At 62.1% G+C, this 22,583-nt stretch carries 21 protein-coding genes; 12 read left to right on the top strand and 9 right to left on the bottom strand.

Annotated features, from left to right (window positions below; all coding sequences use genetic code 11):
* The first annotated feature begins 8 nt into the window (after window positions 1-8).
* Together ACTJK6_RS10520 and ACTJK6_RS10515 are read left to right on the top strand one after the other, a co-directional pair.
* On the top strand, window positions 9-1,454 hold the full coding sequence (locus ACTJK6_RS10520) for a bifunctional enoyl-CoA hydratase/phosphate acetyltransferase (RefSeq protein WP_440838986.1): 1,446 nt from the start codon (window positions 9-11) through the stop codon (window positions 1,452-1,454).
* A complete protein-coding gene (locus ACTJK6_RS10515; protein WP_440838985.1) occupies window positions 1,451-2,635 on the top strand; it encodes an acetate/propionate family kinase in 1,185 nt (394 codons plus the stop codon). Before ACTJK6_RS10520 ends, ACTJK6_RS10515 begins: the two co-directional genes overlap by 4 nt.
* 108 nt (window positions 2,636-2,743) lie before the next feature.
* Here the strand turns inward: ACTJK6_RS10515 and ACTJK6_RS10510 are convergent, their stop codons facing one another.
* The 3 genes from ACTJK6_RS10510 to ACTJK6_RS10500 all read right to left on the bottom strand — a co-directional run bounded on the left by ACTJK6_RS10510 (window position 2,744) and on the right by ACTJK6_RS10500 (window position 5,342).
* Window positions 2,744-3,268, bottom strand: coding sequence for a hypothetical protein (locus tag ACTJK6_RS10510; protein WP_232039632.1), 525 nt, complete (start codon window positions 3,266-3,268; stop codon window positions 2,744-2,746).
* Window positions 3,269-3,334: 66 nt separating this feature from the next.
* Window positions 3,335-4,195 (bottom strand): sulfurtransferase, encoded by an 861-nt coding sequence (locus ACTJK6_RS10505; RefSeq protein WP_343620959.1) that lies wholly within the window; start codon window positions 4,193-4,195, stop codon window positions 3,335-3,337.
* Between the two features lie 286 nt (window positions 4,196-4,481).
* Window positions 4,482-5,342 carry an MBL fold metallo-hydrolase gene (locus ACTJK6_RS10500; RefSeq protein ID WP_440838984.1) on the bottom strand — a complete coding sequence of 287 codons (861 nt, stop codon included), beginning with the start codon at window positions 5,340-5,342 and terminating at the stop codon, window positions 4,482-4,484.
* 82 nt (window positions 5,343-5,424) lie between these two features.
* Between ACTJK6_RS10500 and ACTJK6_RS10495 the strand changes: the two genes are divergently transcribed.
* The 6 genes from ACTJK6_RS10495 (at window position 5,425) to ACTJK6_RS10470 (ending at window position 8,723) form a co-directional block, all read left to right on the top strand.
* A complete protein-coding gene (locus tag ACTJK6_RS10495) occupies window positions 5,425-5,763 on the top strand; it encodes an ArsR/SmtB family transcription factor (protein ID WP_316870919.1) in 339 nt (112 codons plus the stop codon).
* Entirely contained in the window at window positions 5,757-6,191 is a 435-nt protein-coding gene (locus ACTJK6_RS10490) for a YeeE/YedE family protein (protein ID WP_260801649.1), read from the top strand. The genes ACTJK6_RS10495 and ACTJK6_RS10490 overlap by 7 nt, the downstream gene beginning before the upstream one ends.
* A 1-nt stretch (window position 6,192) precedes the next feature.
* On the top strand, window positions 6,193-6,624 hold the full coding sequence (locus ACTJK6_RS10485; protein WP_232039623.1) for a YeeE/YedE family protein: 432 nt from the start codon (window positions 6,193-6,195) through the stop codon (window positions 6,622-6,624).
* 18 nt (window positions 6,625-6,642) lie between these two features.
* Window positions 6,643-7,461 (top strand): sulfite exporter TauE/SafE family protein, encoded by an 819-nt coding sequence (locus ACTJK6_RS10480; RefSeq protein WP_440838983.1) that lies wholly within the window; start codon window positions 6,643-6,645, stop codon window positions 7,459-7,461.
* Between the two features lie 55 nt (window positions 7,462-7,516).
* The gene (locus ACTJK6_RS10475) at window positions 7,517-8,335 is read left to right on the top strand and encodes a c-type cytochrome (protein WP_316870920.1); all 819 of its coding nucleotides are present in this window, start codon (window positions 7,517-7,519) and stop codon (window positions 8,333-8,335) included.
* A 184-nt stretch (window positions 8,336-8,519) separates the two neighbouring features.
* Entirely contained in the window at window positions 8,520-8,723 is a 204-nt protein-coding gene (locus ACTJK6_RS10470) for a YgaP family membrane protein (protein ID WP_232040264.1), read from the top strand.
* Window positions 8,724-9,013: 290 nt separating this feature from the next.
* On the opposite strand, the gene ACTJK6_RS10465 is transcribed toward ACTJK6_RS10470, so the two are convergent.
* The gene (locus ACTJK6_RS10465; protein ID WP_440838981.1) at window positions 9,014-9,214 is read right to left on the bottom strand and encodes a hypothetical protein; all 201 of its coding nucleotides are present in this window, start codon (window positions 9,212-9,214) and stop codon (window positions 9,014-9,016) included.
* 10 nt (window positions 9,215-9,224) lie between these two features.
* Between ACTJK6_RS10465 and ACTJK6_RS10460 the strand changes: the two genes are divergently transcribed.
* Window positions 9,225-11,060 carry an adenosylcobalamin-dependent ribonucleoside-diphosphate reductase gene (locus ACTJK6_RS10460; protein WP_440838979.1) on the top strand — a complete coding sequence of 612 codons (1,836 nt, stop codon included), beginning with the start codon at window positions 9,225-9,227 and terminating at the stop codon, window positions 11,058-11,060.
* 117 nt (window positions 11,061-11,177) lie between these two features.
* Here the strand turns inward: ACTJK6_RS10460 and ACTJK6_RS10455 are convergent, their stop codons facing one another.
* From ACTJK6_RS10455 to acsA, 5 genes are read right to left on the bottom strand one after another with little or no spacing between them, the layout of a single operon-like run.
* On the bottom strand, window positions 11,178-11,438 hold the full coding sequence (locus tag ACTJK6_RS10455) for an acyl carrier protein (protein WP_232039611.1): 261 nt from the start codon (window positions 11,436-11,438) through the stop codon (window positions 11,178-11,180).
* Window positions 11,435-12,562 carry a dihydrolipoamide acetyltransferase family protein gene (locus ACTJK6_RS10450; protein ID WP_260801652.1) on the bottom strand — a complete coding sequence of 376 codons (1,128 nt, stop codon included), beginning with the start codon at window positions 12,560-12,562 and terminating at the stop codon, window positions 11,435-11,437. Before ACTJK6_RS10450 ends, ACTJK6_RS10455 begins: the two co-directional genes overlap by 4 nt.
* A 37-nt stretch (window positions 12,563-12,599) precedes the next feature.
* Complete coding sequence (locus tag ACTJK6_RS10445; protein ID WP_440838978.1) at window positions 12,600-13,589, bottom strand: alpha-ketoacid dehydrogenase subunit beta; 990 nt, start codon at window positions 13,587-13,589, stop codon at window positions 12,600-12,602.
* On the bottom strand, window positions 13,586-14,608 hold the full coding sequence (pdhA, locus tag ACTJK6_RS10440; protein WP_260801654.1) for a pyruvate dehydrogenase (acetyl-transferring) E1 component subunit alpha: 1,023 nt from the start codon (window positions 14,606-14,608) through the stop codon (window positions 13,586-13,588). Before pdhA ends, ACTJK6_RS10445 begins: the two co-directional genes overlap by 4 nt.
* Entirely contained in the window at window positions 14,605-16,371 is a 1,767-nt protein-coding gene (gene acsA / locus ACTJK6_RS10435) for an acetate--CoA ligase (protein ID WP_440838977.1), read from the bottom strand. The genes pdhA and acsA overlap by 4 nt, the downstream gene beginning before the upstream one ends.
* A 360-nt stretch (window positions 16,372-16,731) precedes the next feature.
* Here acsA and ACTJK6_RS10430 point away from each other — a divergent pair, with 360 nt between their 5' ends.
* From ACTJK6_RS10430 to fdhF, 3 genes are all read left to right on the top strand, one after another.
* Window positions 16,732-18,189: a sigma-70 family RNA polymerase sigma factor gene (locus ACTJK6_RS10430; protein ID WP_440838975.1), complete on the top strand. Its 1,458-nt coding sequence runs from the start codon at window positions 16,732-16,734 to the stop codon at window positions 18,187-18,189.
* Between the two features lie 275 nt (window positions 18,190-18,464).
* Window positions 18,465-19,907 carry an NADH-ubiquinone oxidoreductase-F iron-sulfur binding region domain-containing protein gene (locus ACTJK6_RS10425; RefSeq protein WP_440838974.1) on the top strand — a complete coding sequence of 481 codons (1,443 nt, stop codon included), beginning with the start codon at window positions 18,465-18,467 and terminating at the stop codon, window positions 19,905-19,907.
* Window positions 19,895-22,555: a formate dehydrogenase subunit alpha gene (fdhF, locus tag ACTJK6_RS10420; RefSeq protein ID WP_440839309.1), complete on the top strand. Its 2,661-nt coding sequence runs from the start codon at window positions 19,895-19,897 to the stop codon at window positions 22,553-22,555. The genes ACTJK6_RS10425 and fdhF overlap by 13 nt, the downstream gene beginning before the upstream one ends.
* Window positions 22,556-22,583 lie beyond the last annotated feature (28 nt).

Raw genomic sequence — 22,583 nt, 5'->3', positions numbered from 1 at the left:
GAGCGCACATGGGCCCCGATCATTTGCCTGCACCGCCGGCGCTACTGCCGGGCAGCGACCTCAGCGTGGTGCGCAATCGCACCTTTGATGAAATTGCCGTGGGCGACACCGCGGCCATCCTGCGCACGCTCACAGCCGAAGACATTCAGCTATTTGCCGTGCTGTCGGGGGACGTCAACCCGCAGCACCTCGACCCGGACTTTGCCGCATCCACGCGCTTTCATGGCGTGATCGCCCACGGCATGCTGGGTGGCGCGCTCATTTCCGCGTTGCTCGGGACCCGCTTGCCGGGGCCGGGAACGATTTACCTTGGGCAGACGCTGCAATTCCTCGCACCGGTGCGTGTTGGCGACACGCTCACCATCCGCGTGACGGTGGTCAGCAAGGAGGAGGAAAGAAAGCGGATCAAGCTGGCATGCACTTGCACAAACGAAAGCGGCACGGTGGCCATCGCGGGCGAGGCTGAGGTCATCGCGCCCACCGAGCGGATCGAACGTCCGCGTACCACGCTGCCGGATGTGCGCATCACCACCGGCAGTGATGGCATCCACCGGCTGCTCGACCATGTACGGCCTCTGGGTGCGATCCGCATGGCGGTCGTCCACCCGTGCGATGCGCTGAGCCTGTCTGCCGTGATGGACGCGCACGCTGAAGGTCTGATCGTGCCGTGCCTTGTTGCACCGTACGCCAAGCTGATGCGCGTCGCCGCCGAAGCCGGCCTTGACCTCAAGGGCATCGAGATCGAAGACGTGCCGCACAGCAGCGCCGCTGCCACCCGCGCAGTGGAGCTTGTCACACAGGGCAGGGCAGAGGCGCTGATGAAGGGCAGCCTGCATACCGACGAGTTGATGGCGGCAGTGGTGCGCGAAGAGGCAGGGCTGCGTACCAAACGTCGGATCAGCCATTGCTTCCTGATGCAGTCGCCAGCGTATCCGCGCCCGTTTATCGTGACGGACGCCGCCATCAACATCGCGCCGACCCTGGATCAAAAGGCGGACATCGTCCGCAACGCCATCGATCTGGCGCATGCGATTGGGGTTGAACGGCCGCGGGTGGCGATCCTGGCGGCGATCGAGACCGTGAACCCGCGCATGCCCGCCACGCTTGATGCGGCCGCACTGTGCAAGATGGCGGACCGCGGTCAGATCGAGGGCGGTGTGCTGGACGGGCCGCTGGCTTTCGACAATGCGGTATCTGCCGCTGCTGCGCGTATCAAGGGCATTGTTTCGGAAGTCGCAGGGCAGGCCGATGTGCTGGTCGTGCCCGATCTGGAAAGCGGCAACATGCTCGCCAAACAGTTGGAATACCTGGGCGGTGCGGCCAGTGCAGGCATCGTGCTCGGCGCCCGCGTGCCCATTGTGTTGACCAGCCGCGCCGACGCGCGCGAGTCGCGCATCGCGTCGTGTGCCGTTGCCACCTTGCTGGCTCACCGTTACCGCAACTTACCGCCATGAACGATTGCATCGTCGTACTGAACTGCGGCTCGTCGAGCATCAAGTTTGCGTTGTTCGATGCCACCGCGCATCCATTGCCGCGCGCACCCATGTGGAGCGGCAAAGTGGAGGGGATCGGCACCGAGCACCCCACGGCAGCAGAGGCTGGCGCGCCAACACAAGCGCTGGAGCTCGACAGTGCGCAGCCGTACCATGCCGCGCTCGTGCACATTCGCCGGCGTGTCGAGCACAGGCTGGACGGCCGCCGGCTGATGGCCGTGGCACATCGGGTGGTGCATGGCGGCTCCAAATACTTCGCGCCGGTACGCGTGAGCGCCGATGTGCTGTCCGATCTACGCAGCTACATTCCGCTGGCGCCGCTGCATCAGCCGTTTGCTCTGGAGGCCATCGAGGCGCTTCTGTCGGACTTGCCTGACGTGCCGCAAGTCGCGTGCTTCGATACCGCATTCCATCGCACGCTGCCGCAGGTCGAGACGATGCTGCCGCTGCCTTATACGGCATGGGAGCGCGGACTGCGACGTTATGGCTTTCATGGGTTGTCGTACGAATACATGTCGATTGCTTTGCCGGAGCGACAAGGCGCTATCGCACTCGGGCGAACCATCGTCGCGCACCTGGGCAGCGGTGCCAGCCTGTGTGCAATGCACGGGCTGAAGAGCGTCGCCACAACCATGGGGTTTTCCGCCCTCGACGGCCTGATGATGGGGACGCGATGTGGCGCGCTTGATCCGGGGGCCGTGCTCTACATGATGGAGACCGAACATCTATCCCCCGCACAGGTCGGGCACGTGCTGTATCACGAATCGGGGCTGCTTGGGGTGTCAGGGCTGTCTTCCGACCCGCGCGAACTGATTGCGCGCGAGGCCGACAACCCGCGCGCGCAGGCAGCGCTCGCGCTCTACGTACGCCGGATCGTTCGTGAGATCGGGGCCCTGGTGGCCGTACTCGGCGGCCTGGATTGTTTGGTCTTCACGGCCGGTATTGGCGAACACAATGCCGCAGTGCGCGAACGCGTTGTGAGCGCACTTGGCTACTTGGGTGCCCACCTGGATGACGAGGCCAACCAGGCGCATGCGTCGATCATTTCCAGTTCAGCGAGCCGCATTCGCGTGGCAGTCGAGCCCACAAACGAGGAGTGGGTGGCAGCACGGCATGCGGTTCAGTGCAATCCATGCTCATGAGTCTTCGAGGCGAAATCGCTGAAAGTCTCGGCAGGCGGTTACGCAATCTCGGGCGGCATCGCCCCATGTCCACCTGGCTGAGTGGACACGGGCTGGCAGAAATCGGCATTACCGTGGCATCTGCCTCCACATCTGATGGTTCAGCATCATCTGCTCCATCATCTCGTAGTGAAGGTCCATGTATTGGTCCGACATGTACTGGCGTTCCTTCATCTGCTCGGGTGTGAGGCGCGAGTAGTAGCCTCCCATCCCTCGCCACCCCATCATCGGGCCGCCGCCCATCATGTGGCCACCGCGCATTCCTGGGCCACCCATCATTCCAGGACCGCCCATCATTCCGGGGCCCCACAGCTCGCGCATCATGCCCATCGTGCTCTGCATCGTTGCCCAATGTTCATCGAGCAGTTTCTGGCGCTCTTTCGGATCCTGGGTCTGGCGGGCCTTGTCCATTTCTTCCTGCATCTTCTTCATATTCTCTCGAACGGCCGCCGTCTTTTTGTCGAACTCAGCCACGTTCGTTTGCGTCTGCGCGGTCTGACCGCCCTTGTTCGCGGGAGTGGCCTGTTGAGCAAAGGTGGGCGCGCTGGAAATGACCGCACATGACAGCATGGTCAGCAACACTGCTTTTTTCATCACGTATCTCCTGAAGCGAAATATGAAGGCCAATCCGATTAGGGTGGCGTGCAATGGCGATGGCCCTCAGTAGGGCAATCCCTCTTCGATCGGAAGGGAAGGGTCCCGGGACCACTCGTTCCAGGAACCGAGATATAGCCGCACGTTCTTGATGCCGGCTTCCTCCAGTGCGACGAACGTTGTGGATGCGCGCGCGCCTTTGAAGCAGAAAACAATGACGGGGGTTTCCTGGCGAATCCCGACCGTTGCGCATTCGGCAAGAATCTCTGCCGGTGACTTGAACATCTGCCCAGTGGGAGTCGGCTTCATCATGCGATACCACTCAAGCCAGACCGAGCCTGGAATACGGCCTTTTCGCGGGCAGAAATCCTTGCCGTAGGGTGATGAACTCTCGCCAATCCACTCGTCCACGTCCCGTACATCGAGCTTGACGACATGCGGGTCGGCGACGGCCTCCTTCATCTCGTCGAGGTCGACGAGGATGTGGCTTCCTTGCATTGCCAGGGGAAAGTTGGCGGGCTGCGGGGCCGGCACGTCTGTCGTGCTAGGTAGCGCCGCCGCGCGCCATGCGCTGAAGCCACCGTGGAGCACCTTGATTTTGTCTCTCGGATAACCGAGGTAGCGCAGCAGAACGTAGCCCCGACAAGACTGCCCAAAGCCGGTCGTCATCGATTGCTCATAGACAACAGCTGTTTCCTTCCCGGACAAACCAGCCTTGCCAAAGGCTTCGGTGAATGCCTGCCGCAATGCCGCCACGCCTTGCGGCGTTGACGTCGCCAAATAAGTAAAGATTTCATGGATATTCACCGCGCCAGGCAAATGCGCTTCAGCAAAACTGGCCGCGTCCCGGGTATCGATGAGTACGAGTGGCTCGGTTTTCATCATCTCCGCCAACTCGACAGGAGACATGAGAACTCTTTCGTGCATGGCCGACCTCATCGTGTGATGGACAAAGGCGTTTCGGCGCAGGCAATCGCCAATCAAGCGCCTGAAGAAAATGTAGGCACTGTGGCGGAGTCGATATTGATGGCCGTCAACTGGGCGCGCGGGTGCAACGGACCACGTTTCGCATCATGCCAATGGTCAAGCCGACCAGCGGCCACCCGCATCGCCGCAGGTGGCTGACCAAAATTTGCGCGGTTGCGGAATTGCCCGTTCTCTTTGCCCCCGGACTGCCTGCCAACTGCCGCACAGGCGAGCGCGCGAAGTGGCCTCAGAGGGCGTTCAGCGGGATTTTCAGGTAGCGAACCCCGTTTTCTTCGGGCGGGGGCAGCTCTCCTGCGCGGATGTTGACCTGCACTGAAGGCAGAATCAGCGTCGGCATCGCCAGCGTCGCATCGCGGGCCTGCCGCATGGCGACAAACTGCGCTTCGGTCACGCCGTCGTGCACATGGATATTGCGATTGCGCTCGTCACGCACCGTCGTTTCCCAGGCCGGCCCCCGTCCTTCGGGCGGGTAGTCGTGACACATGAAGAGCCGGGTCTCGCCTGGCAAGTCCAGCAGCTTACGGATGGAGTGAAACAGCTCGTGTGCATTGCCGCCCGGGAAGTCACAGCGCGCGGTGCCAACGTCCGGCATGAACAGCGTATCGCCGACGAAGACCGCATCCTCGAATTGGTACGCCATGTCGGCCGGTGTGTGGCCTGGCACGTGAATCGCCTTGCCGGTCAACCCGCCGACGGAAAACGTCCCGCCGTCTTCAAACAGATGGTCGAACTGCGACCCGTCTGGCTGGAACCCCGGTTCCAGATTAAAGAGTTGTTTGAACACCGCCTGCACACCGCGGATGTTCTGGCCGATGCCGATGCGGCCACCCAGATGACGCTTGAGATAGGGCGCGGCGGAAAGGTGATCTGCATGTGCATGCGTCTCAAGAATCCATTCGACGCGCAACGCACGCTCGCGCACAAACGCGATGACCCGGTCAGCGCTGGCCGTCGACGTCCGGCCCGACTTGGGGTCGTAATCCAGGACCGAGTCGATGATCGCGCACTCGGAGCGCGCTTCCTGATGGACCACGTAGGTCACTGTCCAGGTTGCCGGGTCGAAGAACGGCTGAACTATCGGTTGCATGGGGCCTCCTATGCCGCACATCAATCTACTGGAAAATAATATATTTTTTTATATACTATGCGCATGCAAACCGAAAGCACTTATGGACAACGATCAAGCTGCTATTGACCTCGTCAGCATGCAAGCCGCCGCGACGAACGCTTGCGCCTTACTCAAGGTGCTCGCCAATCCTGACCGACTGCTGCTGATGTGTCAGTTGTCGCAAGAGGAACTGTCCGTGGGCGCATTGGAAGAGCGGCTGGGCATCCGGCAGCCGACGCTGTCGCAACAACTGGGCATCCTGCGCGAGAACGGCTTGGTGGTGTCACGTCGTGATGGGAAGAACATCTTTTATTCGGTCGAGAGTGGGCCGGCGCTCGCAGTCATGACTGTCCTGTACGAAGAGTTCTGCGCCGACGGCAAAGGGGAAAAAACATGCTGATTGACATCACAAACTTCACGCCCGGCCTGTCGCTGGCCGGCGGACTGATCATCGGTGCGGCAGCGGCCGTGCTGGTGCTGTTCAACGGCCGTGTCGCAGGCATCAGCGGCATCCTGGGCGGCTTATTGACCCTGCCACGCACCGACATGGTGTGGCGCGTGACTTTCCTTGTCGGTCTGATCGGTGCCCCGGTCATTGCGACTTTGCTCGGCAGGCCGCCCGTTGCAGATATCCAGGCTGGCTGGAGTGAAATCCTGGTCGCCGGCTTTCTGGTGGGCCTAGGCACGCGCTACGCCAGCGGTTGCACAAGCGGCCACGGGGTGTGCGGTATCTCGCGCGGCTCCGTTCGCTCCCTGGTTGCGACCTCGACCTTCATGGCGGCTGGCTTCCTGACCGTCTTCGTGCAGCGCCATCTGATTGGAGGCTGACATGGCTGCCATTACCGCACTGCTCGCTGGCCTGCTTTTTGGCCTGGGCTTAATGATTTCCGGGATGGCCAATCCAGCCAAGGTGCAGGGCTTTCTCGACCTGGCAGGCCGGTGGGACCCCTCTCTTGCTTTCGTGATGATCGGCGCGATTGCCGTGGGTTCACTCGCGTTCTTCATTGCCAAACGCCGCAAGCGATCGTTGCTCGGATTGTCCATGCAGTTGCCAGCAAGCACGGTCGTGACATTGCGGCTGGTGTTGGGCAGCGCCTCGTTTGGTATTGGCTGGGGCCTGGCAGGCTTCTGCCCGGGCCCCGCGCTCGTGGCCCTGGGTGCGGGCTATCCGAAAGCGATTGGTTTCGTCGCCGCCATGGTGGCTGGCATGGTTGTTTTCGAGGTCTTTGAGCGAATGAAATCCAGCGCACAACACGCATAAGCAGGCTACGGGGAGTCAATGGAAAACATCGTTGTAAGCAGCGCTGCCCTTGGCGCTGTGGTCGGTCTCATCCTGGCGTTGACGGGCGCAGGTGGCGCGATCCTCGCGGTTCCGCTTCTGCTGTTCGTCCTGCGTCTCAATGTTGCAGAGGCCGCGCCGGTCGCCCTGCTTGCAGTGGGTCTGTCTGCGGCCGTTGGGGCGGCCATCGGGCTGCGAGCGGGCATCGTGCGCTACCGCGCCGCTATGCTGATGGCCGTGGCCGGTACGGTCTTCTCACCCGCCGGCTTGTGGCTCGCGCACCGTCTTCCGAACGGACCGCTGACACTGCTCTTCGCTGCCGTGCTGGCCTTTGTTGCGCTGCGCATGTTCAAGCAGGCTGGCGCGAGTGTTCCACACAAAGCGGAAGCCGGGCAGCACCAGCAACCGTGCCAACTGGATAACCAGACCGGCCGCTTTGTCTGGACTGCTTCCTGCACCCGCGCGCTCGCGCTTTCGGGCATTGGCGCGGGCTTCCTCTCGGGTCTGCTGGGTGTGGGTGGGGGCTTCGTCATCGTTCCCGCGCTCAAGAAGGCCACCAATGCCCCGGTGCACTCCATCGTGGCGACCTCTCTGGCAGTCATCACCTTGGTGTCCGCCTCAGGCGTCATTACAACTGCCTTGTCGGGCCGAATGAACTGGGAGATCGGCGTGCCTTTTGCCACAGGCGCCATGCTTGCCATGCTGGGTGGCCGGGTCGTGGCTAGCCAGTTGAGCGGTCACAGGCTGCAGCAGGGTTTCGCGTTCATCGCAGGTCTTATTGCCATCGGGATGGTGGCGAAGGTCGCGTTGGCAGCGTAAAGCCAAACACACAAACGTACCCTGGAAAGGTACGCCTCATACAAAGGAGACACTCTTGAACTCAATCAAATCGCACACCCTGGTCGTAGCGCTTCTGGCGGCAATCAGCATGCCGGCGCTATCGCAACCTCAGGCCGTCCCGATGCACGTGCCGGAAGAGTCGTCGATCCCACAGGGACCCATGGGCGACGCCATCAAGCGCGGCAAGGAGCTGCTGACGGATACCCACAAACAGTTGCCCCGAAACGTGGGCAACGGCCTGAACTGCACGAGTTGCCATCTGAATGGCGGGACGACGGCCTATGCATCGCCTTGGGTCGGGCTCACCGGGGCCTTTCCGGAGTACCGTTCTCGCAGCGGCAAAATCATCTCGCTCCAGGAGCGCATCAACGATTGCTTCCAGCGCTCGATGAACGGCAAACCGCTGCCCTTCGACTCGGCAGAGATGAACGCCATCATGGCCTATATGAAGTGGCTGTCGACAGGCGTGCCTACCGGCACCAATGTGGTCGGCCGGGGTTTCGAAAAGATTGACACCTCGCTCGTTCCTAACCGCGAGCACGGCAAATCCGTCTACGAAGCACAGTGCGCGTCCTGCCATGGCGCAGAGGGGCAGGGCACCAAGAATCCGCAAGGTGGCTACATCTTCCCGCCACTGTGGGGCAATGACTCGTTCAACGTGGGCGCGGGGATGGCCCGGCTGTACACCGCCGCTGCGTTCGTGAAGCACAACATGCCGCTTGGCCAGGGCGGCACGCTGTCAGCGCAGGATGCCGTGGATGTCGCCGCGTTCTTTACCCAGCAACCTCGCCCCGACTACGCGCCACGTGTCAACGACTGGCCCAAAGGTGACAGGCCGAAGGACGCACGCTAACGCTGGGCGGCCGGACGGCGAATCACTTGGCAAAGTGTTGCGCTACATCATGACCCCGCTTTTGACTTGCGTTAAGAATTTTTGCAAGGCGCATATGAGACGCCCAACCTCTGAACGGATTGCGCAGCACGTTCAGTCTTGGTGAAGAAGCCTGTGCAATCGTCGTTGAATGAAGGAGTCCGCCATGCAAGCAAATGTTGGAACGATCGACCGCGTTATTCGAATTGTTGTCGGGTTGGTCTTGATTGGCCTGGCCGCGACAGGGCGCATTGGCGCCTGGGGCTGGATTGGCATCGTGCCACTCCTGACAGGCATCGTGCGCATCTGCCCCGCCTACAGCATTCTGGGCGTGAAAACGTGCGCTGCGCCGAAGTCTGAAGCAAAGTAACGTCACAGCAGTTGGTCAGCTCTCCTGACCAACTGCTGTTGTCCCCACTGAGCGACATCTCCCGAAGGGAGAGGCGTGAGCCAAGGCCTCTGGCTATCTCGCCGTCAGCGGGAGTATCGGCGTCTCAAGCCTGGCAAGGCTAGGGGTCTGACCAAGGGCTGGGCGTCACTCGGGTCGGCAGGCAAGGGCGATGGTGTTGACCTCAGCATCGCCATCAGCGATTTCAAGATCAGCAAGCCTGCGCTTTGATCGTCGTTTCATGTGAGCGCTCTGTGCCCAGGCAAGCGTGCTCAGTCTTTGGCCGCTGCCGAGTGGTTCTCCAGTTCGCGCAAATTTTCCAGTGCGGCCTGCGCCATCTTGACTCGAAAGCGCGCGTTCTGGGGCTGGGCTCGCTGTACTACGCGGTTAGCTGCCTGAGCCATATTCTGCTTTCCATGCAAGTGCATCGGCGTGATGCGGATCAACGCCCGCAGATTGGGGTTGGCTAGCATGAGTGTATCCATGCTATGGAGCATGTCGATGCGGGCAAAGCATTCGATCCCGAGAATGCCAGCATCGCCTCTGGGCGCCGCTGTGTTGGCGGATCGTTATCTCGCTCCAGGCGAGACAACATGCGAGGACGTCTTCAAACGCGTCGCGCGTGCCCTTGCTGCTGCGGAGGATCCCCAACTTCGCACGCGTGTCACTCGCTTGTTCTACTCCAACCTGCTGCAAGGTGCCATTGGCGCGGGGCGGATCATGGCGAACGCGGGAGGTGCGAAGTCAGGAACGATGGTGAATTGTTTCGTTCATCCTGTCGCGCTGAGCGGACAGCCTGTTGCAGATGCATCTGACATTGAACACGCTTTGCAGAAGGCGCGCGTCACGCTGCAGATGGGTGGCGGGGTGGGCTACGATTTCTCGGTCATCGCCCCAGTCGATTCCGAGCAGGCAACATCAAATGGCGGCATGGAGAGCGTCTGTGCGGTCATCGATGCCTTCGATCGAACGTGTGTGGCGCTGGCACGAGGCGACACGCGAGGAGGGGCGCAGATGGCTGTGCTGCGCTGTGACCATCCCGACCTCGCAGCGTTCGTCGCCGCCAAGCGCGGACGAAAGCGCTGGTCAACGTTCAACATATCGGTGGCTGTTACCGATGCTTTCATGCAAGCCGTTGCCGATGATGGGTTGTGGCAGCTGCAACATCGCGCTGCGCCTAATGCTCGGCGGTTGGAAGAGGGCGCCCACGTGCTGCCTGACGGAAGCTGGTGCTACGCAGTCATACCCGCACGGCAACTCTGGCGCATGCTTGCGGAAGCGGCGCGCCATAGCGCAGAACCGGGCCTACTCTTCATCGACACGATTAACGCAGGCAACGACCTTGCTGGGATTGAAACCATCTCGGCGACCAACCCATGTGGTGAACAACCGTTGCCTCCATGGGGCGCTTGTGTGCTTGGCCCCATCGATCTGTCAAGGTGGGTGCGATGCCCGTTTGGCGCGGGCGGGCCACCCATGTTCGACTTCATCGGATTGAGCCGGGTAGTGCGCATTCAAGTCAGAATGCTCGACAACGCGATCGATGTCACCCGCTGGCCGTTGGCTGAACATAGGCAGGAGGCCCATGCCAAGCGCAGGATCGGTGTAGGCGTGACCGGGCTTGCCGATGCGCTGACAATGATGCGTCTGCCCTACGGTGCTCCTGAGGCACGAAACATGGCATCTCAGATCGCGCGCTGCGTGCGCGACAACGCGTACGCAGCCTCTGCCGAGCTTGCGCGCGAGCGCGGGCCGTATCCGCTGTTTCAGGCCGAGCGTAGCCTGGCATCCGGGCACTTCAGCGCTTCGCTACCACGGGCTGTGCGAGAAGCCATTGCAAGGCATGGCCTGCGCAATAGCCACCTGCTGTCTCTCGCGCCCACCGGGAGTGTCAGTCTTGCGTTCGGAGACAACTGCTCCAGTGGCATCGAGCCAGCGTTCGACTGGGTGTATCAACGTCGAGTGCGCATTCAGCATGGCGCACCACTGCTGTATGGCGTAGAGAACCGCGCCTATCGGAGCTTCCGTGCGCAGTATGGACAGCGTGCCATGTTGCCTGGCTACTTCGTCACCGCGAGGCAAGTCGATGGCTTTGACCATCTGCGCATGGTGGCGACGCTGCAGCCGTTCGTTGATGCTTCGATCTCCAAGACGGTCCTTGTCCCCACTGACACATCCTGCGGCTATGTTGAGTCGCTGCTCTTTCATGCGTGGCAGCTGCGGCTCAAGGGCGTCACGATCTTCAGGCCGGATGCGGAATTGGACGATGTGCTGTCCGTGTTGCCGATCGTTGATGGTCGACCCGCATGCTTCTGCTGAGCATGCCGATTCCGGGGCAAGGGCGACCGGTCGGTGGTTGCTCGGGCGGGGGGCACGCTCGAGAAGTGAGGCGGAGCGGGCCCGCGGCGACGATATTGCCTGCAAAAACAACGGGGGCTACCGGGGTTGAGTGGACGCGCTTGCCTTGGCGATGTAGGCCACGACATCATCCAGCGTCACCAGGCGTGCATAGTCGGATTCGGGAATCTCGACTTTCAGCTTGTCATGCAAGCCCAACAGGAAGTTGAGCCAATCCATTGAATCGAGGTCTACCTGTCTGCGCAAGGGCCGGTCGGCACGTAGCGTAGCGGCATCGATCTCGGGGGCGATTGCTCGCAGCGCCGAGATCACGATCGCACGGATGTCACCTTCGTTCATTGGTCCAGCGCCTCCGGGTGTTGCAGCTGTTCGCGTAGCTCTGTGAGGAAGAGGGCCCCTCGGTGGCCATCGGAGACCCGATGATCCGCCGAGAGGCTTGCAGTAACGGCTGGCATGATCTTCAGCACGCCGTTCTCAGCCCATGGTTGCTCCGCGATGCGGCCGAAGCCGACCAACGCAACCTGTGGCGGATAGATGATGCCGAACACCTGTGCAACCCCCTGATCGCCGAGATTGGTCACGGTGATGGTGGGGGAAGAAATCTCGGCACTTCTCAATGATCCGGCCCGGCAGCGCTTGACCAGATCCGTGAGTTCCTGCATCAACCGGGTGAGAGGTTTGGCATGGGCGTCCAATAACGCCGGGGCGATCAGACCACCTTGCCTCAATGAGATCGCTACACCGATGTGTGCGGCCCTCGACGCTTCAAAGTTGCCGCCGCGAAAGAATCCATTGAGCTCCGGAAATTGCTTGAGCGAAAGCGCGACGGCCTTGATGAGTGCAACTGCAGGCAACAAACGTTCAGCCAATGGACGCTTGGCATTCTCCACTGCAAGCCAATTCAGCATGGTTGCCATTGGGATCGTTTCTGCCACGTAGTAATGCGGTATCTCCTGCTTGGAGCGCGTCATGGCGCTGGCAATGGTCTTGCGGATGTCGGCTGATTTTCCGCCCGGCACTGCGGCGTTTGCCTGAGCAGCGTGCTCAATGTCAGCCAATGTGACAACCCCGCCGTGACCCGTACCAACGATGGTGCTGCTGTCGATACCGCGCTCTCGCGCCGCACGACGTGCTGCGGGCGAGATCATATGGCGGTGCTCTGGCCGAGGCACGGAGGCCGCAGCGCGCGTGATCCCATGCAAATGCGTGACGGCCCCTGGCGCCTCCCCCGGCTCTAGGAATGTCGCCATCAGCGTTCCAACCGGAATCTTCGTGCCGGGCTCGACCAGAAGCTCGGCGACGGTGCCGTCGTGCCAACTCTCGACGTCGATCGCGGCCTTGCTGGTATCCACCACGGCGATGATCTGGCCCTTCTTGACGACGTCACCGGGCTTGACCAGCCATTCCAGCAACGTCCCTTCGTCCATGTCAGCGCCCAGGGTGGGCAGCGTGAACTCGATCATGTAGCCTCCGCACGGGTTGCTGCGCAAGGGCGTGCGTTCATGAAACCATCTGCTTGACCGCATCGACGATGCGGCTGGCCTGCGGCAGTGCGGCATCTTCCATATGCTTTGCGTACGGAATCGGCACCTCGGCAGTGCAGACCCGGGCAACGGGAGCGTCTAGTTCATAGAACACCTGCTCGACAATGCGCGCCATGATCTCGGCGGCCAAGCCGACGCTGCGCCATCCTTCATCAACGATCACTGCCCGGCGGCACTTTGCAACCGATGCCATGATGGCGGCATCGTCGAGCGGTCGAAGCGAGCGCAAGTCCACGACTTCGGCTGCAATTCCGTCTGCAAGGAGCATCTCTGCTGCCTGCAGTGCTTTGGGCAGCGACCCGCCGTAGGTGATGATCGATACATCCTTGCCTTCGGTCCGGATGCGTGCAGAGTGGATGTCGGCGATGCCGGTGTCGGCATCGGCGGCGTCCGGCAACTCGCCCTCCATGTTGTAGAGCCCGGCATGCTCGAAGATCAAAACCGGATCGGGATCGGCCAATGCGGGCGCAAGCATGCCGCGTCCATCTTCAATGGTGGCGGGGGCCACCACCTTGATGCCGGGAATGCCGGCGTACCAGCCCTCGAAACTGTGCGAATGCTGCGCGGCAACCTGCCGGCCGGCACCGGTTGCCATACGAATCACCAGTGGCACAGAAAACTGCCCGCCCGACATGTGCCGGTACAGAGCTGCCGTGTTCACGATCTGATCGAGTGCCAGCAGGCTGAAATTGACGGTCATCACTTCGACGATGGGGCGCATGCCGCCCAACGCCGCGCCAATGCCAGCGCCGGTGAACCCAAGTTCCGAGAGTGGTGTATCGCGTATGCGCTCCGGGCCGAACTCGGCCAACAGCCCTTTTGAAACCGCATAAGACCCGCCATAGCGGCCGACATCCTCGCCCATGAGGAATACACGCGGATCGCTCAGGAGTGCTTCACGCAGGGCTTCGCGCAACGCGTCACGGTAGGTGAGGCGGCGGCTCATGGCGCGGCTCCGGCGGGCGCATAGACGTCTTTCAGCAGGTCGTCCACGGGTTCCCAGGTGCCGGCGTCTGCGAAAGCCTCTGCCTTGGCCACTTCCGCATTCACTGCAGCGTCAAGAGCGAGGAACGCCTCCTCCGTCAATTTGCCCTCGGCCTTGAGGCGTGCCGTAAACGTATGGATTGGCCCGATCGCCTTCCAGGCCTGCAACTCTGCGGCTTGCCGGTAGAGATCGGGGTCGTACATCGAATGGGCGCGAAAGCGGTAGGTCCTCAACTCCAGGAACCCCGGACCATCGCCGCTTCTGATGCGGGCGACGGCGTCCTTTGCAGCTTCATGCACGGCAACGATATCCATGCCATCGGCCGATTGCGCTGCCATGGCATAGGAGGCAGCCTTGGCGCACAGATCGGTCTGGGCTTGATGGCGCTCCAGAGCGGTGCCCATGGCATAGAGGTTGTTTTCGCAGCAGAACAGCAGTGGCAACTTCCACAGCGCAGCCAGATTCATCGATTCATGGAAAGCACCTTCCGCCACCGCACCATCGCCAAAGAAGCAGGCGGTGATGCGATTGCTGTGCTGCATCTTCTCTGCCAACGCCAGGCCCACGGCGAGCGGAAGGCCGCCGCCGACAATGGCATTACCGCCAAACAGCCGGTGGTTATGGTCGAACAGATGCATCGAACCACCACGCCCTCGTGCGCAACCCTCGCGCTTGCCATACATCTCTGCCATCAGCACGCCCATGTCCATGCCGCGCACCAGCGCATGACCATGTTCGCGATAGGTTGCGACGATGTTGTCTTCAGCCGATAGCGCATGCAAGGCGCCCACCCCTGCAGCCTCCTCGCCGATGTACAGGTGCAGGAATCCGCGGATCTTGCCCGCACCGTAAAGCTCTGCGCACTTCTCTTCAAACCGGCGAATACGCAGCATGTCACGCAGCAGTGCCTTTGCGAATGTCGCGTCGTAGGGGACGGGGCCGGTCGGCGGTTGCGGAGCGGGGTGGTCGATGCCGGTCATGTTCCGCCCTCCAGCGTCGACGTATCGCCTTCAGGCAGGCCCAACTCGCGCGCCTTGAGCAAGCGTCGCATGATCTTGCCGCTGCGCGTTCGCGGCAGCAGCTCCAGAAAGGCGATTTCCTTGGGGGCGACTGCTGCGCCCAGGCGTGTCCTGGCATGACCGAGGAGTTCCAGGCGCAGGTTGTCGCTGGGCTCGAACCCGGGGTTGAGCGAGACAAAGGCTTTCACCATTTCGCCAACCACTGGGTCTGGCTTGCCGATCACGCCTGCTTCGGCCACCGCCGGGTGCTCCATCAACGCACTCTCGACTTCGAACGGGCCGATCAGATGCCCCGCAGACTTGATGACGTCGTCGGCGCGGCCAACGAACCAGTAGTACCCGTCTGCATCGCGCCTGGCCAAGTCGCCCGTCAGGTACCACTCGCCGGAGAAGCTCTTGCGATAGCGCTCTTCGTTATTGAGGTAGCCGCGGAACATGGACGGCCACCCTTGCTTGAGCGCGAGTTCCCCTTGCCTGTCGGGCGTATGGATGACGCTCACGCTTCCATTTTCGTCGCGCTGCACGATTGCCGCTTCGACGCCTGGCAGGGGGCGCCCCATTGAACCGGGCTTGATGTCAAAGGCAGGGGTGTTGGCGATCATGATGCCGCCGGTCTCTGTCTGCCACCAGTTGTCGTGAATCGGCAAGCCCAGGACTTCTTTGCCCCACCAAACGGCTTCCGGGTTCAATGGTTCTCCCACGCTGGCGATAAAGCGAAGCCGTGGCAGCGCGTATCGTCTCGCCATCTCCGGCCCGGCCTTCATCAACATGCGGATTGCCGTTGGCGCCGTGTACCAGACGCTGACATCCTCGTCACGCAGGACGCCATACCAACGTTCGGCGTCGAATTCTTCCCGGTCGACGATGGAGGTCACCCCGTGCAGCAGCGGAGCAATGGTGCCGTATGACGTACCTGTCACCCAGCCAGGATCGGCGGTGCACCAGTAGATGTCGCTGGCGTGCAGGTCCAGCGCGTACTTGCCGGTTGCCCAATGCGTCGCGACTGCACCATGCACGTGGACTGCGCCTTTGGGCGTGCCCGTCGTGCCACTGGTGAAGTGCAGCAGCGCCATGTCTTCCGCGGTGGTTGGCGTGAGATCGCACGCATCCGGGGCACTGCGCAGCAGCGAGACCAAGTCGAGTGTTCCTGGCTCGGACGTCTGCCCGCCGTCTTCGGCCACCAGCAGTACGTGTTTCAGGCTGGGCATACGGTCGCGCCATTTGGCAACCTTGCGAGCGTAGAGTGCGTCGGTTGTGAGCAGGACCGTGCCGGCACCCAGATTGATGCGTGTAGCGATCGGCTCCGGACCAAATGCCGAAAAAAGAGGGGAGACTACGGTGCCGTTCTTCAGCGCGCCCAGCAAACCGACATAGAGTTCCGGAATGCGTCCGGCAAGGATGAAGAGTCGCTCGCCCTTACCGATGCCGAGCGCGCGCAGCACATTGCAAAAACGATTGGTTTGCGCGCACAGCTCTGTGTAGCTGACATCACGGCAAGGCATGCCGGCCGCAAGGAAGCGGAAGGCGATCCGCTCACCTTCCTCACGGTTTGCACGCTTGTCCACCGCGTGCCATGCGATGTTCACGATCCGTGAAGGCAGGCCGGTCAACTCATGGCTGACCGCATCCCAGGAAAAGCGCCGGCACTCGGCTTCGTAGTCCGCAAGGTTTGGCCTGACCCGCAAGTCGCTGGCGGTCTTGTGGATGATCTGCGATGTGTCCATTGCGCCCCCCCCAGCTCAATATAGGCTTCCGGGCACACAACAGAAAGCAGGATGGGCCGGCGCATGCTTGTGCAATAGTGCGATGGAATGCACTTTGCAAACACGCTGGACTCTGCATGGGAAAGGCCGTAAGGCGCGATGTTGGCGAGCTTTGAAAAACGGGTTGGCCGCAATTGAAACAGGGGCCCACATCCCCAGATGTGCTCTCAAGAGGCAAGCCAGTGCGAACAGGTGTTCGCAGATCATCAGGTGGCCTGAACCCGGAGGCAGATACCCTCCACGCCGCATCGCGGGAAGCGCCCCGCACTCCAGATGAACCCCCAAAACCGCGCCCACGAGGCGCAGAGCCATACCGAAACGATGCGCCGTCTGGTGGCACTCGCCGCAGATCAAGGCTATCTGGTCCATTCGGATATTGCCGACGCATTGCCGACTGACACGCCATCGCTCGAAGGCTTGACGGATGCGCTCGCGCAGATGGGCATCCCTGTATTTGAGGAGCCGCCGAAGGACGTTGATCCGCTTGCCAACACCCACCTCGTTCGTCCCGATCACGACGTGCTTGAGGAGGCCGGCAGGTTTCTGGAAGAGGCGATCTATCCGGGCGTATCTGCGGACCCGCTCGCTGTGTATGTCCAGCGCATGCATGCCGTCGCACTGCTGACCAAGGACGAAGAGATCGTGCTGGCCAAGGAGATCGAGGCGGGGCGTCGCGCCATCCTCCGGATATTCGCGGGTTGGCCGCATGCGCTCGAAGAATGGGTGGGCGAAGTCGATATCCAGGCCGTCGGCGGCAACGCAGCCATGCTTGAGCACATCCGTCTGGCGAAGGCGTCCATGTTGCGATCGCTGCGCCGTGCGAGCGTGAAGGGCACGGAGGCGCCCGCTTACCGGCGTGCCCGAGAGAGTGTGCTCGCTTTGCTCGAAGCCAGCGAGCGGCCTGCACGGCTTGTCGAAGACGTCATTCGGCTCATGCGGGCGCAAGTGGATCGCCACACCTTCACCGGCCAAGCTGTAGCTCTGCACCGCGACAGCATGGCCCTCACCAGGGAATTGACGGAAGCGGAATCGCGCATCCGTCGTGCGACGCGCAAGATGGTCGAGGCCAACATGCGGTTGGTCCTATCCATCGCCAAGCGGCATCAGAACCGTGGGCTGGACCTTGCAGACTTGGTACAAGAGGGAACGCTTGGGCTCATGCGGGCCATCGAAAAGTTCGAATGGCAGCGGGGTTTCAAGTTCTCGACGTACGCGACGTGGTGGATTCGGCAAGCGGTCACCCGTGCGGTTGCAGATCGGGCGCGCACGATTCGACTGCCGGTGCACGTGAGCGAAAAACTCGGACGCGTGCGCCGCGCAGCGGATCGCATCCGTCAGCGCACAGGTCGCCAAGCCGTAATGGCAGATTTGGCAGACTTGGCAGGCGAAGCAGGCTTGCAGGGCGACACCCTTCCCATGCTCCTGGCTGTGCCGGGTGAACCACTCTCTCTAGACTCGCCTGTGGCCGAGGGCGACACGCAACTTGTGGAGTTGATCGAAGACCGCGCTTCGCCGGACCCGTTTGGGGTTCTGGTGGATGCGCGCATGCGCGAGTTCGTAGAGTCTCTTCTCGGCTCGATGACGCCTATCGAAGCCATGGTGCTGCGCCTGCGTTTCGGCATTGGTGGTGGCGGGCAGTCCAGTCACGAGGAAGTCGCCCGGCAAACGGGAATGACCACCGCACAAGTGCGGCGTGCCGAGCGACAGGCCCTTCAGGCGCTGCGAAGCTCCGCACAGACCTCGGCGGCGGCCCGGACATTTTTGGTCGCGGAAGACTGAACCAGCGTAGCCGCAGCGCTATCACGGTTGGATATCAAGCCGTGGCTTGACCGGTATCAAGCCGCACGCAGACCGCTGGCGAACAATGATTCTGTTCCTTCATTGCGGCCACGAACATGAAGCCAGTGTTGCGAGATGTGCTTCGCCGGCGGTTGTTGCGGCATCGGCGACAAACAGACCCGACACCCGCTAACGGCGACGGCTGTATGGCGGCTGTCTTGGATGCTCAGACGTCCGCCACGGAGCGCGAGTCCAGCGTGCTTCCTGGACTTCACATGCCAGAGCCGGCGCAACGGCATGCCGCCACGCACGGCTTCTACCACCTCGAGCACAGCAGGATCAGCGAGTGCGCTTGTGCTGGCTTGGCTTGTTTCGCTGCTCGCGCTGATCGGCCAGACCGCTGGCAGATCGCGGCCACCCAGACGCCTGCCCTCTACTGCCTCGGCAAATGCTATGACGCACCGAGTGATGGCGCACACGATGTCCGTCCGCACGTCGGTCAGCATGCAAGCCATTCTGTGCTGCTGGGCAACGTGCTGCGCGGCGGCGTGCGCGATCTGACGGCCTATCGCAGCGGTGGCGGCGGTGATGCGCTTGCCATGGCCAGGCAGATGGCGCCGCAAGCGTTGGTCAACCTGGTGCAGGCGTCTAGATTGCGGGGGCGGGGTGGTGCCGCATTCCCCGCAGGCATCAAATGGCAAGCCGTTGCCAATGCTGAAGCCTGCATCAAGTATGTCGTGGTCAATGCTGACGAAGGGGACGCAGGAGCGTTCTCGGATCGCTTCCTGCTGGAGGACGATCCGTTTCGGCTCATTGAAGGCGCTGCGATTGCCGCGCATGCTGTCGGCGCACAGCGCGGCTATCTCTATATCCGGAAAGAGTATCCGGAAGCGGTGCAAGTGGTCTCGCAGGCCTTGGAACAGGCCCGGTCGGCTGGCTGGCTTCTTCCGACATTCCAACTTGAATTGGTCGTAGGGCAGGGCGCCTACATCTGCGGAGAAGAGACATCGCTATTGAATGCGCTGGAAGGGCGCCGCCCGGAAGTCCGGCCGCGGCCGCCGCAGATCAGCGCACGCGGTCTATTCGGTGCCCCCACGCTCGTGCATAACGTCGAGACCCTGTGCGCAATCCCGTGGATCGTGACCCACGGCGCCGCCGCCTATGCCGCACTTGGTTTTTCGCAGAGCCGGGGCACCAAACTGCTGTCGCTGAACTCCTTGTTTCGCAGGCCCGGGCTTTACGAGGTGGATTTCGGCATCCGTCTGGCGGATGTCGTCGATCAACTCGGACAAGGGTTGCGCCGCGGCAGGCTGAGGGGGTTGATGGTTGGTGGGCCGTTGGCCGGCATCGTGCCACCCGCGCTGCTCGACACACGGCTTGGCTACGAGGAAATGCAGGCCATCGATTGCGCTGTCGGGCATGGCGGCATGATCGCGTTTTCGGACGACACGTCAATTGCGAACATCGTCGTGCAGGTCTTGCGCTTTGGTAGTCGCGAGTCATGCGGGAAATGCACACCCTGTCATCTGGGCACGCCCATTCTGGCAGCCATGGCACAGGCAGCGGCAAACGGCATGCCGATCGACGGCAGCCGCTTCCGACGCCTGATCGAGGCGCTGGCGGAAACGAGCCTCTGCGGGCACGGGCGGGGATTGGCCGAGTTTGTCCAGTCCGTGCGGCGTCACTATCCGTCGGAGTTCCAATCATGGTTCGATTGACCATCGACGGTGCGGCGTGTGAGGCGGCCGAGGGCGCATTACTGATTGATGCGCTGTCGGCGGCTGGCAAGACGGTTCCACACCTGTGCCACGACGACCGGCTGATACCTTCCGGCGCATGCCGTCTCTGCATCGTGCATGTGAAGGGGCAGACCCGTCCCGTTGCAAGCTGCTCCACCGAAGTTGCCGAAGGCATGGTCGTACAGACGCGCAGCGTTGCGCTCGACGCTCTGTGCCGTACGAACCTGGAGCTGATCGCTGCGCGCTACCCGAGAACCGCCTATGCGGCAGACCCGCGTCACCCGTTTCACCGCTTGCTGGCCAAATATGATGTACCGCCGGGCGGCAAGTTTGAGGATGGGCTGTTCCGGGACGACAGCCACCCGTACCTCGGGGTCGGCATGGATCGCTGCGTCTATTGCGAACGCTGCGTCCGCATTTGCGAGGAGGTGCAGGGCCAGTTCATCTGGGAGATGGCTGGGCGCGACGATACAACACGCGTTGCCATCAGCAAGGGGCCAACGCTGCTCAGCGCAGGCTGTGTGAGTTGCGGTGCATGTGTCGACACGTGCCCCAGCGGTGCCCTGTTTGATAAGCGAATCGTCTCCAAACCGACTGCCTGGACAAGAACGACGTGTGCGTATTGCGGGGTCGGCTGCCAAATGGATGTGGGCACCGCCAACGGCCGTGTGGTCGCCGTGCGCCCCGCGGATCGGCCAGTGAATCGTGGCCACCTGTGTGTGAAGGGGCGCTACGCGTTCGAGCACAACCACGCCTCGGACCGTGCCACTCAGCCCATGCTTCGCCGTGACGGACGGTGGCAGGCGGTGGGCTGGGGCGAGGCGCTCGATTTCACGGCCACACAACTGCAGGCTGTCATTGCGCGGTACGGGAGCGATGCGGTTGGCGTGCTGGCGTCTTCGCGCGCGACCAACGAGGAGAACTATCTGGCGCAGAAGTTTGCCCGCGTAGTGCTGGGGACACACAACGTTGACTGCTGCGCACGTGTTTGCCACACACCCAGCGCCAAGGCCCTCAAATCAATGCTTGGCGTTGGCGCGGCCACCAACAGCTTCGACGACATCGAGCAGGCGCACGCTTTCCTGATCTGCGGCGCCAATCCGACAGAAAACCATCCGGTCGTCGGGGCGCGCATCAAGCAGGCGGTGCTCAAAGGGGCGCGGCTTGTTGTCATCGACCCACGCCGTACCGAGCTGGCGGCGTTGGCCGATGTCCATCTGCCCGTGCGCATGGGCTGCAACGTACCGCTATTGAATGCGCTGGCGGCCGCGATGATCGAAGAGGGACGTATTGATCGGGCATTTCTGACCGAGCGGGTCAGCGGCTTCGATACTTTCGCCGCGCATGTTGCAGCCTTCGCTCCAGAGCGCATGGCCGAGGTGTGCGGCGTGCCCGCTGATGCAATCCGTGCTGCAGCAAGAATCTATGCCGACAACCCGCCCGCCATGTGTTTCCATGGCCTTGGCGTAACCGAACACCTGCAGGGCAGTGAAGGCGTGATGGCACTCATTAACCTGGCCCTGCTCACAGGCAACCTTGGCAAGCCCGGCAGCGGCATCAACCCCTTACGTGGTCAGAACAACGTGCAAGGTGCGGCGCAGATGGGGTGTGACCCGGCCACACTCACCGGCTCGCAGTCGATCAGCCAGGCCGGCTCCCGCTTCGAGCAAATCTGGGCGCACAAGTTGCCAACCGGCCGCGGCCTGGACGTCCTGGAAATGATGGATGCCGCCAGGGCGGGCCACCTCAAGGCGCTGTGGGTAATGGGCTATGACATTTATCTTTCATTGGCCAACGCAACGGCAACCGCGGCTGCACTGGCTGCGCTTGATCTGGTGATCGTGCAGGATCTGTTCGTGAATCAAACCGCTGAAGCGTTCGGTACGGTTTTCCTGCCGGCGGCATCGGCCTTCGAAAAGGAGGGCACCTTCATGAACTCGGACCGGCGGGTGCAGCGTGTCCACGCTGTCACCACGCCCCCCGGACAAGCACGTCCAGACTGGTGGACCATCCAGGCGCTCGCTGCGCGAATGGGCAAGCCGAAGGGTTTCGAGTTCGAGACTCCACAGCAGATCTGGGATGAAGTGCGGTCGCTCTGGCCGGATGGCGCTGGATTGGCGTATGCGCGCCTGGAGCGCGAAGATCTTCACTGGCCATGCCCGGACGAAACGCATCCAGGCACAGCCGTGCTGCATCGGGAACGCTTCTTCGGCAGCAAGACTGCCGCCTTGGTTCCGGTTGCATACGTGCCCACATCTGAGCAGACCAGCGACGCTTATCCCTTCCTGCTGACCACCGGTCGGGTGCTGCACCACTTCAACGCCGGCACGATGAGCTACCGCACCCCCAATGCAGTGCTGAAGCCATCGGACACGCTGGACATGGCACCTGCAGATGCGGCATGCCATGGTCTGGTGGAAGGCGACATGGTCGAAGTGTCAAGCCGGTACGGTGCCGCGATCCTGCCGTTGCGCATCAGCGATGCAATGCAAAGCGGACAGTTGTTCTGCAGCTTCCATCGTCCGGATCTATTGATCAACCGATTGACGTCTCCGGTGCGCGACCGGCTGGTGCATGCGCCGGAATACAAGGTGACTGCGGTACGGGTGACAAAGCGCAACGCCTGAACATCGGAGATGTCAGCGTGTGGTCTGG

The organism is Ralstonia sp. 22086 (assembly GCF_052045975.1).
Classification (GTDB): Bacteria; Pseudomonadota; Gammaproteobacteria; order Burkholderiales; family Burkholderiaceae; genus Ralstonia; species Ralstonia wenshanensis.
Note: the sequence above shows the minus strand (reverse complement) of the source record. Positions and strands in the feature narration are given on the sequence as shown.

Coding starts and splice junctions, on each gene's coding strand:
- acsA (WP_440838977.1), bottom strand. CDS start 16,371: ATGGACACATCGCAGATCATCCACAAGACCGCCAGCGACTTGCGGGTC.
- ACTJK6_RS10490 (WP_260801649.1), top strand. CDS start 5,757: ATGCTGATTGACATCACAAACTTCACGCCCGGCCTGTCGCTGGCCGGC.
- ACTJK6_RS10520 (WP_440838986.1), top strand. CDS start 9: ATGGGCCCCGATCATTTGCCTGCACCGCCGGCGCTACTGCCGGGCAGC.
- ACTJK6_RS10450 (WP_260801652.1), bottom strand. CDS start 12,562: ATGATCGAGTTCACGCTGCCCACCCTGGGCGCTGACATGGACGAAGGG.
- ACTJK6_RS10430 (WP_440838975.1), top strand. CDS start 16,732: ATGCGCCGTCTGGTGGCACTCGCCGCAGATCAAGGCTATCTGGTCCAT.
- ACTJK6_RS10505 (WP_343620959.1), bottom strand. CDS start 4,195: ATGCACGAAAGAGTTCTCATGTCTCCTGTCGAGTTGGCGGAGATGATG.
- ACTJK6_RS10485 (WP_232039623.1), top strand. CDS start 6,193: ATGGCTGCCATTACCGCACTGCTCGCTGGCCTGCTTTTTGGCCTGGGC.
- ACTJK6_RS10455 (WP_232039611.1), bottom strand. CDS start 11,438: ATGAACGAAGGTGACATCCGTGCGATCGTGATCTCGGCGCTGCGAGCA.
- ACTJK6_RS10470 (WP_232040264.1), top strand. CDS start 8,520: ATGCAAGCAAATGTTGGAACGATCGACCGCGTTATTCGAATTGTTGTC.
- ACTJK6_RS10425 (WP_440838974.1), top strand. CDS start 18,465: ATGCCAGAGCCGGCGCAACGGCATGCCGCCACGCACGGCTTCTACCAC.
- fdhF (WP_440839309.1), top strand. CDS start 19,895: ATGGTTCGATTGACCATCGACGGTGCGGCGTGTGAGGCGGCCGAGGGC.
- ACTJK6_RS10465 (WP_440838981.1), bottom strand. CDS start 9,214: ATGCTAGCCAACCCCAATCTGCGGGCGTTGATCCGCATCACGCCGATG.
- ACTJK6_RS10510 (WP_232039632.1), bottom strand. CDS start 3,268: ATGAAAAAAGCAGTGTTGCTGACCATGCTGTCATGTGCGGTCATTTCC.
- ACTJK6_RS10480 (WP_440838983.1), top strand. CDS start 6,643: ATGGAAAACATCGTTGTAAGCAGCGCTGCCCTTGGCGCTGTGGTCGGT.
- ACTJK6_RS10495 (WP_316870919.1), top strand. CDS start 5,425: ATGGACAACGATCAAGCTGCTATTGACCTCGTCAGCATGCAAGCCGCC.
- ACTJK6_RS10445 (WP_440838978.1), bottom strand. CDS start 13,589: ATGAGCCGCCGCCTCACCTACCGTGACGCGTTGCGCGAAGCCCTGCGT.
- pdhA (WP_260801654.1), bottom strand. CDS start 14,608: ATGACCGGCATCGACCACCCCGCTCCGCAACCGCCGACCGGCCCCGTC.
- ACTJK6_RS10500 (WP_440838984.1), bottom strand. CDS start 5,342: ATGCAACCGATAGTTCAGCCGTTCTTCGACCCGGCAACCTGGACAGTG.
- ACTJK6_RS10515 (WP_440838985.1), top strand. CDS start 1,451: ATGAACGATTGCATCGTCGTACTGAACTGCGGCTCGTCGAGCATCAAG.
- ACTJK6_RS10460 (WP_440838979.1), top strand. CDS start 9,225: ATGCTATGGAGCATGTCGATGCGGGCAAAGCATTCGATCCCGAGAATG.